Genomic DNA, 12,419 nt, shown 5'->3' on the forward strand with positions numbered 1-12,419 from the left:
ATATATTGTAATAACACCCTTGATAAATTAATTACTAATTTCGCCTCAGTTTCCTCTAAAATCTCATCATTGGGATGTGAATAACTAAGTTGATTGCGTATATCATTGATATTATGTACTGCCTTGCCAATTGCATCTACACATTGATTTATTGGTTTATTGTACTCTTTTACATTAACTTTAAACTTCGGATGTTTTTGTTTAATTTCACTCCACAAATCCTGTATTTTAGGTTCTGCTTTAATGAAAATAATCCCTTCATTTTTGCATATCTCCTTTAAATAACCATGTAAAGCCGCATGTACTCTGTCGATAGCACTACTAAAAGAATGTTGGCTAATTAACGTTTCTGCATGATTAAGGACCTCTTTTACATACTCAAAATCATTTGTAAGTTCACCAAGTTCGATCAATCCTTTGCCTTGTAATTCATTAGCCCACTTAGTAATCTTTTCATGGAGCTCTACTTTTCCTTTATAATAAACTTCCTTAATGAACTCATTCTCTAAAGCCTGCCCATGGTAACTTAGAGGATATTTTTCAAGTACTCCCCTCAAAATCTTAGTTTGGTCTTCAGGAGTGCTACTACTTAAAATCTCAATAAAACGCTCTTTTGTAGTTCCTTCATAATCAAACGGATTTATGTCCAGTCCACAATAATGCGGGTAAAAATCTGCATGACTGTTATAAGAAAAATTACCTAAATACCCTCCGTTGACCCCTATATAAGAAACGACACTATTTACCTCTTTTTTTCCTAATTTATCCATAAAAACTGCCACCTTTGTATATTAGTCAATTAAACTATTATACCTAAAAGTGGCAATAGGTGAAATCTATTCTATGTCTTCCTTCAACAATCCCTCCTAGGCACGGAAACCGTGCATCGTAACCCGCGTAATATCGACCTCCTAAATCTTCTCATTTCGTCAGTTTTTAACCACTACACGCAATCATTCCGAAACTTATAACGACCTGTATGATGACTTGTTTTTACGCAATATAGAAGGGGATGGCTATGATGTTTATATTATAAAAATTGGCTGTCACTTCGGATGCTCTACTGGAAAGATAACCACGTCACAAAAATAGCCACTATCTCAAGCGGCTTTAATCGTTATATGCTAGATTCAGAAATCACTTTACTGCTACGAATTCATTTACAAGTCTAGCTCTACCTTCTTTTGGATATGCGTGTCTTTCTAGAAATTCTTGATGCCACGTTCTATCCTGGACGCTTAAATCCTCTATTTTATATCCTAAATAAGCGTTCAATTTATCCCGATTCAATTCGATTTCATGAACTAATCCTTTATAAGGAATACTGATTGAAATGTTATCTAAAAACGAAAATTGGCGTAGTAGGCGGGCGCTTTCTTGAGTTAGGATTTTATTAATCTTGTCGCCTGTTTCGAAGTATTCTTCGTATGCTTTAGCATCATTACCCGTTTTTTCATTTAGTGCGACATATTCTTCGAAAGAATTAACGTATTGAATGTTGACGTTTTTAGAATCCTCGCTTATGCATACGTCCTTTAGAAATGGGCTTCCTTGTATATTCTTTATATACAAACGTAATGCGGGATGACCTTGTGTAGCATCGATTACCCACGTTTTCCCTATCTTTTTTGATAGTACATCACCTTTTGCGCATAGATTTTTTATGTATCCAGGCGATAAGTTCCATAAAATTGCAGATTCTTCAACTCCAATTACTTTATCTAAAATCATTCGAATCCTCCTTTTTAGTGCGATAACGCACATTTATGTTGTTGTTTTTATATTAACATGCGTTATCGCATTTGTAAAGTTATGGATGTGTGTACACTATTAATAATAGAAGGTAGAGTGCGAGCATAATACGAGATATTAAGGGAAAATGAAAAATAAACGAAGTATACGCCACTGGCTACGAGAGAGATAAATGACAAGGGAGGACGGTAGCGATTGCCACTAACTAAACGGTAGGTAAGTGGACGAGGGCGGTATAGGTCGGTACATAAAGAGGCATTAGGAGGATTGGCGAACTGAGCGGATCAGTAGTACAAGACGCGGCAAAGGTCGGAAAATGTTAGCGAACGGAACCCGACTACACCACTAGCCGCATTATATGGAATCATGAAAAGAGCGTTAGGACTAACCATCCTAGCGCCTTTTTATATACCGCTATATGTATTCGAGTGTAGCCAAGTGTAATCGATTGTAGTTATCGATAGCTATCGTTATATATTCGTTGGCATCGTGTAAACTATATTCTATATATGAAATATAACGTAAGAATAACGGTGTAACAACATCGGTTACGCTTACAGGTATAGATCGCATGTTTACGCTTGTTTACTGGTACGAGATACCGAGGGGGATGTCGTTAGGACGGCGATAGGGATTCGTATAGGATTCGTTAGAATCTATTATGCGCATTAAGTGGGGATCGTGTAGGATCTTCGCTACATGAGCCGAACACCATATAGAGGACGCCCTCCATGACTCAGGGGGTTATAATCCATCGATCTGATCTGCCACACCCTCGTAATTTTATTTAATTTATGTTCGTGATCGTATACAACTCATGGCGTCGTAGAGGTCTAAGGATTCGAATGATCTTCGCTAGGGCTTCGTGAGAGATCTTCGCAAAAAAAGACAACGCCACTCAAAGCGCTGCCTCGTACTCTTTTACCTTTTTATAAAACGTCGCTTTCTTCATATTGACCGCTGCCATAAACTCGACTGCCATGATCTTCTTCGCTTTCCATTCACCATATAGTCGATCCCAGTCTGCGGGAAGTTCCATGATCGGGCGTCCGATATGTTTTCCTTTTTCCTTCGCTGCGTCGATTCCCTCTCGTTGGCGCTCCTTTATCGTTCTACGTTCTTGTTCAGCGATAGATGTATAAACCTCGATAATAATATTATTAATCATATCAATAACCCAGTCTTGCCCCGCAGGAACATCGGTCATTGTCGTAGGTAGATCGATAATTTTAACGCGGATCTTTTCTTTCTTAAAGTATTCGAGATACTCTTTGATCTGCTGCTTATTACGCCCGAGACGGTCGATCGATTTTATGTATAAGGTATCTCCTGCGCGCATCGCTTTAAGCATATTCTGAAAGCCGTCCCTTTCGAAGTCTTTTCCACTTGCCTTATCACTATAGATATATTTCTCATCTGTTACATATGGCTGCAATGCTTTATATTGTCGGTCAAGATTCTGATCGTTAGATGAGACCCTTAAATATGCGAAATTAATTGTCATAATGAAAACCCCTGTTTCTTTTTATCGTTAACCTAAATATACATCGCTAGTACATAAAGGTCAATTCTTTTATAGGCGTCTACAAAGGTTTAATTATGCAGGTTGATAGACGGATATAGGATCGTTTTCTCAGTGTCTACAAATGTGTACCTTTTTAGACTACTATCCACGACGTATATTTATATAACAGTACCCCGCTATATGTTTCGTGTTAGGATACACCGCCGTACTTAGCCACTTATCTGATCGACCAACACCCCGCACTATATTACCAACAGGCGCCCACATATCCAAGACACCCGACCATATGCCTACACACCTTACGGGGCGGCGTCACACGGCTCTACATGCTGCGCTATATCGTCTCAGCTAAGGATTTACTCGAATAACATAGAAGTTCGCACGGGCTAATCTATAGCGCCTGATAGGTGTTGTACATAACGCCATACATACGCACACTATACGGCTACACTACGATGTACTACATCAGCGCAGAGATAATCGTAAAGGATCGAGAGCAGCGAGAGAAGTATTCGATTGCTTTCTTCTTTCATTGTTGCGATTGAATTGTTATTCATGTCATTCATTGATCTTTTTTCTTCGTTGTTTTCTTCGAATGATTAAAGTCTGATCGATTGAATTTGATTAATCTTCTTCGCGTTGGATTTCGTTTGTGATTCGTTTCTTCTTTCTTCGCATTGAATCGAATTAAGTTATTGATTAAATTTTGTTTGTTGTATCTTCTTCGTATTTCTTTTCATGAATCTTTCTTGATCTTAAACTTCGAAACTTCCTTTAAGGGTCTTCTCTTGCTCGCTGCTGAATTTTAAGCGATCGGACATATCGCAACATCCCAAATCGAAAAAAGTCGCCATCCCCCAAAGACCGTGTACGAGGGCTATCAGCAGTCGGCTTCCCAAAGCGAGCACGATTTTTACCTTAGGGGGTTAAATATCACAAGCTCTAACGAAATAAACGCAGCCCAACGAATGACTTTTTACCCAATCCTCGACGAGCTTCTACTATATATAGATCCAAAAAAATTTCCGCATATATTTTTTTCGTTCAAGGTGTTTAACCCGAAATGCTGCGCTCCTGCACCTATGTTTTTGTAAGGATATCCGCAGCCTGTACGAATTACATACGAAGTCACCCGAAATATGTAAAGGTTGGCGTCTATGTTTACGTAAGCACGGTGACGATGCGAACAAAACTTATCCTCTTATTACGCATCACTTGACCGAAAATGATCGGGTCATCGCGTATATATTAACGTAAGGATGGCGACGGATATTATTTAAAAGACTTTCACGCCTTATCCTTATCTTATGCGTAATAGAAGAACAAAAAAGAACGTAGTTATATTTTTTAGTTATAGTTCTTTAATTCTTGTAAATCTAGTTGACCTGTAGCGGGCTGCATATAAGAAACGTAGTGTACTTCCTATGAGAAACGCAGTTTACCGCCAACTCATACGCAGTTCATTGCCTCATATGCAATTTACCGCTAAATAAAAAAGGAGCGATCAGGTAATGAAAACAGAAAATCTAGTCCAACAAGTAGAAGAAACGTTACAAGAAATCAGGAATCACGAGAATTATGCCAAGTCAGCAGCGGATATCCAAAAGGATCGGATCGATCAGCCGATGTTCGATAAATCTATCAATCCTAAAGAAAAAGATCGTACGCTAGATTTTATTAAAATGCCGACCAACCTGCGCTACTACTCATTTATGCAGGACTACAGCGTAACAGAAAGCGCGTTGATCCTATATCAAATCATTATCGATTTTTTCAACGCAGAAGAAAAGAAAGCATTTCCGTCACAATATCGCCTAGCGATGGAAACGGGCAAATCTATACGAACGATTAACCATAATATAAAAATCCTACAAAACGTCGGATTGGTAGCGGTTAAGCGCCGCGGGATCGGACGCAGTAACGAATATATTCCATTATTACCGCTAACATTAGATGAATTATTAAAACGATTCCCAAAAGCCGAGGAACGTTATTACAAGCATGCGCTAGCAGTCGAGAAGATCCGCAAGAATGACGAGGAAAAGAAACACGAGATCATGCAGCGCATAGAACTACGTAAAGTAAGAGAAGCCGCGCAGCAGGTCGAAGAAAAAAGCGAAGATCCGCAAGAAATGACGTTTTAAACATCGAAAAAGGGGGCGGCTGCGTGTCAATATACATAGAAATCCCCGAAAAGCATCGTAGATATCTCGATATGCCCGATGATAAGAAAAAAGAATTAGAGAAAAAGGCGAAGAAACGACGGCGACGGCGGAAAAACCTCGTGGACTATTCTACGAAACTAGGCGTAAAGGAGGCAGATCTAATAATCCAATTGACTGCGGATCATGTAGCCGATCAAGGTGAAGAAAAAACGCTATATGATCGAAATTTGCATAGTTCGCAGCAGAAAAATAAAAAAGAATCGATAAAAACAACGTTCAATGGCGGGCGCGATCTCAATAACTGGGATTACGTGAACAATAGACCGCTAAATTAAAAAATTCGGAGGTAACAAAAATGAGAAACAAAGCAAACGATCTAGTATTAATACTAAACGAGGACTTCAAAACGCAGCAGGTCGAAGAAATTCACGATATTATCGACGCACGAGCAAAACGGGATGAGTTAGCGGAAAGGATCGACATATTAGAGAAGGTCAAGGCGCTCGTATTACTACCTAATATCGGAATGTTAACGACAAGGCAGATCGCAGAATACTACGAAACCGATCCGACAACGATCCGTAAAGTATATTCACGTCACCGCGAAGAGATTCGAAGCGACGGATATGTGTCTATGACAGGAAAGGAATTAGTCCGTGACACCTTGTCACACACTAAATTCGAAACTAGGAAAGGTCATTATTTAGTCGATTTAGGGAACGGATCTAATATAAAACTAGCTACGTCAATGAATGGACTATTTTCACCCCGTGCCGTGCTACGATTCGGCATGTTATTACATGATAACAAGATTGCCGAACAAGTACGAACGCAACTATTAAATATTCGGGATAATGCGGACGACGGTACGAAAACGAAGGCAATCGACGCAGAATTACTAGAATTACGTGAGAAGGCAGCGAAGTATGATGCACTAATAGGCGATATGCCTGCCGAGGTTATCGGATCATATGAAACTATCATCAAATATGAGAAGGAAAAGCGCGAAGCAGCGGAACAAAAAGTAACGAAATTCATCGGAAATGATAGTCTAGTGCCATTCGATCACATCGGTGTAAATCATTTGGACGGCATGTCCTCGAATGCGGTGCGATTCATACTACAAGGACTAGGCGTACTAGGAAAACGACCAGTAGGCGGAATTTATACACCAAATGGCGAGTATAGAAAAAAGCAATGGTTTAGAGTTCACGAGAAAACGAGCGAGTACAACGGCGCTACATATCGTCAACTATATGTAACACGCGCTGGCATCATCGGAATTACGGAATTAGTCGAAGAATACGAGAATGCAGCAGGCTAAAAAACAATGTACATTCTGCCGTAAAATGAAGGATCTGAGCGAATACCACATGTGCGGTGGGCGAATGGCTAAATGCAAGAAATGTCATCGAGAAAAGCAGCAAAAAAGCTACGCTATGAGAGAGGCATTAAAGGCGACAAAATAAAAAAATGTAATAAAAACTAAAAAAAATATAACAATGACCGAAAAAAACGTATCAACAGAAGTACATATTAGGTGAGAAGTAAAGGTTACTAGATCTCTTATATTCTCATTTTGGCACTTCCGATGATCAAAAATAGCGGCGGGGTCTTCTCCTTCCTCGTCGTTATCTATTGGAACGGTTTTGGCGTTTGGATCACGCTATTATCGTTCAACGGTGATCCACTTCATTCCCTTTTTCTTCGTTGTCGCAGGTCTTGCATTTCCCTACCCGTCTTCCTGCGGCGACACCTTGAAAATAGTAAATTAACATAAATCAATTTCGGGCAAATAAAAGACCTAATTCGAGGCAATACGAAAAAGGTCGCTTTCATGTAATCGGTGGGAGCCCGCCTGCCATGCCTGTTTTATTTAAAATACCGATGTAACAACGTTCGTAACTCAATAGGATAGCGTTACACAACGAAAAGGAGCGGTGCAAATGTATCAAGTAACTAGCGATAAACTACGACTAATCCGAGCACTAGCGGGGATCAGTCAGCGAGAATTCGCCGATATCATCAAGGCGGATAAGAAAAGTGTAAGCGCGTGGGAAGTCGGCAAGTCACGACCTAACGAAGATAGTGTAAAAAAGATCGTCGATTTTGTAGGCGAGAATGATTTCATGCTACTAGATTCGACTGTATATGCGTTACCAATGCAAGAAATGATGATCAGATTAAAAGATCGAGCAGAACACAGATTATGATCGTAGAACATCACGGCGAACATATGACGATCGAGCACGACGAAGACGTTTTACAAATAGCGAATTTTAACGTTGAGCCTACGCCGCTTAAAGATCAAGAGCCGCCGCTAAACTATGCGACAGTTCGACATCTATATGAAAGAGCGCGGCACACGAAACGACGAGATCACGCCGTACTATATGTGATAGCTCGCGTTAATTATATCTATCAGAACGACAAACGAAAATAAACCAAAAAACTAATCGGGGGTACTTAAAATGACAACAACAACTAAATCTAGCGAACTACAAGGAAAACTAATGGAAGCACGAGGAATTCAAAAAGGACTAACTTCATATATGGCACAGGAATTTTTGCCGCAACTACGTTGGACAAGAACGAAAATAAACGGTGATCGCGACTTGACTGCGAGCGGGATCGCGAAGAAAGTCGAACAACATAGACGACAACAGGAAGTAGCGCTACTGGCTCATATTGACGGGCAGCATAAAGTATATACGGACATCGTAAAGGAAGTTCGCAGAGAAGCGGAAGATCTCTTAATTCAAGGCGTAGAGGCACCGAGCGAACGCGATCAAAAGTTGTTCGACATCGAAAAGAATAAACTTAAAAATGCGGCATTATTCGCGCCAACATCACAATCAAAAATCGCAGCACTAGGAAAATTCGCAGCACTAGGCGATCAAGGACAAGCATTCGCGCAACAAATTCAAGGCGAGTTCATGGAAATGGCACAAACTGCGATCACAGGCGCGTCAAATCCTGCCGACGTTATGGCATTAACGAAGTCACTAGGGCGAATTAATACGCAGCTAGAGGCGAGGGCATTCAGCGAGGAACAACACGAAGTAGCGGAAATCATAAAATCAGCTACGGCATTAGAAAAGATCCACTTCGTTAATACTGCGGTACTAGGGAACGCGTTAACGGAAGTATCAAAAGATGCGCTAGACTTCGCGAATGATAGAGATCGTTATCTAGTCGTACACGAAGAACGCAACAATCAATATCTTTTCGATCGTAATCACGGATATCTAATTAACTAGTAATAATAGTAGCGGATGCGCTAGAGCTTCCCTATAAAACGACAACGATCTATAACTAATCGATCAATAAAACATCGGAGGTAACAACAATGGAGAATATAACGCAGGCAGCAGAGCCAACAACGCAAGAAGTAACAAAGGCGAAGAAAATGAAAAGTTCCGACATCGTTGCGATGTTAGCAGAAGGACGAGAGCTGCACGGCAGTGCGTTTATTCTAGTAAATCAGGGTAGCGAAGACGTTTCAAATTGGACGATCATCACACAGGAGCCAAAAGGAAACGCAGGAATGTTTCGATATCAAGAGTCGATCAGACTGCGACAGGAAGTAGCGCAGCAGCATAGACCGTCAGTATTGTCGGGATGTCTATAATTTCACATAGCGTGTTGAATAATGAAGTCATAAATAAAAAACATATCGGAGGTAATACGATGGAATACGTAGATCAAAGGCGAGCGGAGTACGAAGCATGGAAGAAAGAACAGGCTGCGAAGAAAGAGGCAGAGAAAGTGAAGTAAGCCGCAGCAAGAGAGAAGAGACTAAAAGAGCAAGCCGAGATAAACCGTAGAGAGGTAGAACGCGGAGGAATCCGATCTGGCTGCGTATATGCACGTAATCTCGTTCCCGCGTTGGAAGAAGTGCCTTAAAGAGCAACGAACACAGTTTGTTCGAGGAATGGCGATGGCAAGGCATTTAAATAGCCGATAATATGCGGAAGGTTATCAAATGGAAATGATCGCAGCAGCTAACGATCATATCGATACGTATGTGATCAGCAACGAAGATTGGCGGGGAATATCCCGCCTTTCTTTCTTTTTGTAGACTATATTCAAAAAACACGATACCGAGAGTGGCGGCACTCTATATATCTTAGGCAACGAAACGGTCAAGGAAGAAGAAGTCGTTAAGGCGTTAGCTAAAACGAAATAATCGAAAATGATCGGCTAGGGCTTCGGCTCTAGTCGCTTTTTTATGCGTAAACGATATAGATTGGTAACGAATGGAATCGCATCATTTACATTCAAAGAAAATAACGTTTCTAGTGTGATTTGGCAGCCGTTATCGGAACTTATCCCCGACAGTGTGTTACAATTAAACGAAGCGGAAAGCGAGGATCTCCAATTGACTGGACGTGTGATTGGTTGGACAGTTTAAGAAGGTTGTATAAAAAAGGGAGATGGCGCAAAGATGGCGAGAGCAAACGAGAATGATATAACGGAGAAATTGGCAGAAGGTCACCGAAAATATGGTGACGGCAACTTTACAATACAGAACATCGGTGATGAAACTAACCCAAATTGGACTGTCTTAAAAAACGTGAGGAAGGGAGCGGCGGGTATTCACGAGGGCGAAGATATATTTAGCCTGCGATCAAAATATATAAAATAGTGCGGAGATGGGCGGGCATCACTTCGTCTGTCTTTCTTTTTATAGACTATATGCGGAAATTGCGATGCCGAGAGAAGCAATTCTAGACGATTAGATTTAATGTGATGAACAGGTTATGCGCCTATATGCGTTCTATTTCGATTTAATTAGATTAAGAGACGGGCGGAAGTGAGGTGAGCGGCAGATTTGCTACACCTTTTTTATTATTTATGTGATATATTTAGAAGATAATATTGTAAAAATTAGATAATACAATATTACGCAAGTTGCGTAATAAGAAGGAGAGGATCATGTGAAAATTGAGGAAGTAATAGCGTTGTTGAAAGAAAGTAACGCTAAGGAAGTTGGAAAAGAAATTGGTATGTGTGATAAAAGGTTGTTAAAGGGGTTAAAAAATGCAGGGTATAAATATAGTAAAAAAGATGGTATAGGTTGGTATTTTACAGGACAAGGGGAAGCGCCTTTAAAAGCGGATATCCGAGAATTTGTAGAGGTTGCCGATGCTAAGAAGCTAGAAACTACAAATGATGCACTTACGAAAAAAGAAATAAATATGTTTCGAAAACTCATGAGCGAATGGGTTCAGATTAAAAACGTATTTAATGAGATCATGCAAGAAAAGGAAAAGATTTTGGCGCAGAAGAATACTAATACGATTCATTCGTTACATGAACGCATTAGAGAAAGTGGATCGAAAGAAAAGGTTAGCAGAACGGTGAATCTCGGCAAGGAGGTATGTACGAAATTAGGTACAGTCGAAGATAAGCATCGTTTAAATCGTGATGAAATTGTAGAGATTGCGCTTTTTGAGTTCTTCAAGAAGTATAAGGTGTAATAGCGGTGAGAGGGACGTAGGATTTCGTTATCTACGCCCTTTTTTCGAATATAAGTGCATAAGGTTGCGCTGAGAAACACAATTTGAGACGATTATCTTGTCTTCCGTGGATATAGTATCATCTAAATGCGTCAGAATCGTCGATAGGAAAATCGGTAGAATAAAAGAGTTTTCAACGTTGACGTAGAGCCGTACTATAGCGTATAATATTAATTAACAAAAACGGTCAGTTGACCGCCCAAATGAACGTTCAGCAAACGATGAAAGAGTCGTTTATATATCGTAGGTAAATGACGGAACGGGAGTTCGAATCTCTCCTGGGACGCTAAAAAAACCTTGTTATCTTTTGATAACAAGGTTTTTTGTTTGTCTAAAAAGTGATGTGTGCATGCAAGATGCAATTGAAGAGAATTACGAGGGAGTTGCGGAGGAATTATACTATGAAATTTAATACGAAATTATTTTTATTAGGTGCGACGTCTGTATTGATTCTTAGTGCCTGCTCTACGAAAGAACAAGCAGAATACGAGCCATATAAGAAACACGACTCTGTTGCAACTGCGCAAGGGGAAGAGGAAACGTCCAACTCGACTAAGGTCGAAAAGGTTGCCGAAGAACCTGCGAAGGGCGAGAAGCCGCAGGGATCAGCGAAGGAAGATAAGGAGATTAACGATAGACGTCCATATTATAAAGATGCGAATAACGACGCACCAACCGTATCGCTAGAACAGTATGACGGAATCAAGGTCGGAATGTCTGCGAACAAAGTCAAAGAGATAGCAGGAACACCTAGATTCATCGAGAAATATAAGTCGTTCTCTATCTACGGATATCTAGGGCATAGTGGAGAAGGTTCGATGACTATAACGTTTAATCCTGATGGAAGTGTAACGAAGAAAGAGCAAGACGGTCTTAGAAATACTGGAGTTAAAGATGAGAAAGCTAACGAAGGGAAAGAGGACCGTGTAACAGGTAATCGTAACCATGATCCTAAACCTGCTACGAAATCTAGTACTAAAATTCCGAACGATTATTGCGGACACGGACACGATGAAACGAAGGAGCTAGCGCACGGCTGCGAAAAGATTATTGATAAAGATGCGCATAGAAGACATCTGGAGCAACAGGAAAGAGAATACGAAGAACAACAACGCGAGGAAGCGAAGAAATACCAATCTGAAATGACTGAAGAAGATAAGGCGAGAATCCTGCGTCAAGAAAAGCGCTGGAATACACCTAGTGGTGGTATTGGTGGTACGTGGCAAGATGAAATGAAAGAGATGGAGAGTCAGGAATAAAACAACGTATATTTCGATTGTATATATAATAAGAAGTTTAGTTGTATTAAACATAACTAATACGAGTAGAAGATTAACGCAAGAGGAAAGAAACTCGTGAGTAATTGTAACATAATATAGGTAATAGACAGATCGAGAGTTCGAATCTCTCTTGGACGCTAAAAAACCTTGTTACCAAAAGATAACAAGGTTTTTA

Annotated in this window: 14 protein-coding genes; 11 read left to right on the forward strand and 3 right to left on the reverse strand. The window is 40.2% G+C overall.

All coding sequences use genetic code 11. The annotated features are described in order from the left end of the window. The 3 genes from AB3X48_RS00335 to AB3X48_RS00345 all read right to left on the reverse strand — a co-directional run. Positions 1–770, reverse strand: a 770-nt coding sequence (locus AB3X48_RS00335; RefSeq protein WP_367958494.1) for an abortive infection family protein, incomplete at its 3' end; no start/stop codon positions are given. Between the two features lie 367 nt (positions 771–1,137). Further along, entirely contained in the window at positions 1,138–1,731 is a 594-nt protein-coding gene (locus tag AB3X48_RS00340) for a hypothetical protein (RefSeq protein WP_367958496.1), read from the reverse strand. Between the two features lie 919 nt (positions 1,732–2,650). Continuing rightward, positions 2,651–3,256 (reverse strand): recombinase family protein, encoded by a 606-nt coding sequence (locus AB3X48_RS00345; protein WP_367958498.1) that lies wholly within the window; start codon positions 3,254–3,256, stop codon positions 2,651–2,653. A 1,532-nt stretch (positions 3,257–4,788) separates the two neighbouring features. Between AB3X48_RS00345 and AB3X48_RS00350 the strand changes: the two genes are divergently transcribed. The 11 genes from AB3X48_RS00350 to AB3X48_RS00400 all read left to right on the forward strand — a co-directional run bounded on the left by AB3X48_RS00350 (position 4,789) and on the right by AB3X48_RS00400 (position 12,223). Beyond that, positions 4,789–5,421: a helix-turn-helix domain-containing protein gene (locus AB3X48_RS00350; RefSeq protein ID WP_367958500.1), complete on the forward strand. Its 633-nt coding sequence runs from the start codon at positions 4,789–4,791 to the stop codon at positions 5,419–5,421. Between the two features lie 23 nt (positions 5,422–5,444). After that, on the forward strand, positions 5,445–5,777 hold the full coding sequence (locus AB3X48_RS00355) for a hypothetical protein (protein WP_367958502.1): 333 nt from the start codon (positions 5,445–5,447) through the stop codon (positions 5,775–5,777). Between the two features lie 20 nt (positions 5,778–5,797). Further along, entirely contained in the window at positions 5,798–6,766 is a 969-nt protein-coding gene (locus AB3X48_RS00360) for a phage antirepressor KilAC domain-containing protein (RefSeq protein WP_367958504.1), read from the forward strand. Positions 6,767–7,388: 622 nt separating this feature from the next. After that, a complete protein-coding gene (locus AB3X48_RS00365; RefSeq protein WP_367958506.1) occupies positions 7,389–7,655 on the forward strand; it encodes a helix-turn-helix transcriptional regulator in 267 nt (88 codons plus the stop codon). A 258-nt stretch (positions 7,656–7,913) separates the two neighbouring features. Beyond that, positions 7,914–8,702 (forward strand): hypothetical protein, encoded by a 789-nt coding sequence (locus tag AB3X48_RS00370; protein ID WP_341087337.1) that lies wholly within the window; start codon positions 7,914–7,916, stop codon positions 8,700–8,702. An 89-nt stretch (positions 8,703–8,791) separates the two neighbouring features. Continuing rightward, complete coding sequence (locus AB3X48_RS00375) at positions 8,792–9,073, forward strand: hypothetical protein (protein WP_367958509.1); 282 nt, start codon at positions 8,792–8,794, stop codon at positions 9,071–9,073. Beyond that, a complete protein-coding gene (locus tag AB3X48_RS00380) occupies positions 9,064–9,219 on the forward strand; it encodes a hypothetical protein (RefSeq protein ID WP_341087341.1) in 156 nt (51 codons plus the stop codon). Before AB3X48_RS00375 ends, AB3X48_RS00380 begins: the two co-directional genes overlap by 10 nt. Before the next feature lie 454 nt (positions 9,220–9,673). Then, the gene (locus AB3X48_RS00385) at positions 9,674–9,856 is read left to right on the forward strand and encodes a hypothetical protein (protein WP_341087342.1); all 183 of its coding nucleotides are present in this window, start codon (positions 9,674–9,676) and stop codon (positions 9,854–9,856) included. 33 nt (positions 9,857–9,889) lie between these two features. Further along, positions 9,890–10,090 carry a cytoplasmic protein gene (locus AB3X48_RS00390; protein WP_201031839.1) on the forward strand — a complete coding sequence of 67 codons (201 nt, stop codon included), beginning with the start codon at positions 9,890–9,892 and terminating at the stop codon, positions 10,088–10,090. 292 nt (positions 10,091–10,382) lie between these two features. Further along, positions 10,383–10,925, forward strand: a complete 543-nt coding sequence (locus AB3X48_RS00395; RefSeq protein ID WP_367958512.1) for a CopG family transcriptional regulator — start codon at positions 10,383–10,385, stop codon at positions 10,923–10,925. Between the two features lie 440 nt (positions 10,926–11,365). Further along, a complete protein-coding gene (locus AB3X48_RS00400; protein WP_199715026.1) occupies positions 11,366–12,223 on the forward strand; it encodes a hypothetical protein in 858 nt (285 codons plus the stop codon). The last annotated feature ends 196 nt before the right edge of the window (positions 12,224–12,419 follow it).

The sequence above is a fragment of the Bacillus sp. S4 genome (assembly GCF_040838205.1).
GTDB classification, from domain to species: domain Bacteria; phylum Bacillota; class Bacilli; order Bacillales; family Bacillaceae_G; genus Bacillus_A; species Bacillus_A cereus_U.

Excerpts from the sequence above, each read along its gene's own strand:
- AB3X48_RS00360 (WP_367958504.1), top strand. The coding sequence starts at position 5,798 with ATGAGAAACAAAGCAAACGATCTAGTATTAATACTAAACGAGGACTTC.
- AB3X48_RS00340 (WP_367958496.1), bottom strand. The coding sequence starts at position 1,731 with ATGATTTTAGATAAAGTAATTGGAGTTGAAGAATCTGCAATTTTATGG.
- AB3X48_RS00390 (WP_201031839.1), top strand. The coding sequence starts at position 9,890 with ATGGCGAGAGCAAACGAGAATGATATAACGGAGAAATTGGCAGAAGGT.
- AB3X48_RS00385 (WP_341087342.1), top strand. The coding sequence starts at position 9,674 with ATGCGTAAACGATATAGATTGGTAACGAATGGAATCGCATCATTTACA.
- AB3X48_RS00375 (WP_367958509.1), top strand. The coding sequence starts at position 8,792 with ATGGAGAATATAACGCAGGCAGCAGAGCCAACAACGCAAGAAGTAACA.
- AB3X48_RS00370 (WP_341087337.1), top strand. The coding sequence starts at position 7,914 with ATGACAACAACAACTAAATCTAGCGAACTACAAGGAAAACTAATGGAA.
- AB3X48_RS00380 (WP_341087341.1), top strand. The coding sequence starts at position 9,064 with ATGTCTATAATTTCACATAGCGTGTTGAATAATGAAGTCATAAATAAA.
- AB3X48_RS00350 (WP_367958500.1), top strand. The coding sequence starts at position 4,789 with ATGAAAACAGAAAATCTAGTCCAACAAGTAGAAGAAACGTTACAAGAA.
- AB3X48_RS00400 (WP_199715026.1), top strand. The coding sequence starts at position 11,366 with ATGAAATTTAATACGAAATTATTTTTATTAGGTGCGACGTCTGTATTG.
- AB3X48_RS00365 (WP_367958506.1), top strand. The coding sequence starts at position 7,389 with ATGTATCAAGTAACTAGCGATAAACTACGACTAATCCGAGCACTAGCG.
- AB3X48_RS00345 (WP_367958498.1), bottom strand. The coding sequence starts at position 3,256 with ATGACAATTAATTTCGCATATTTAAGGGTCTCATCTAACGATCAGAAT.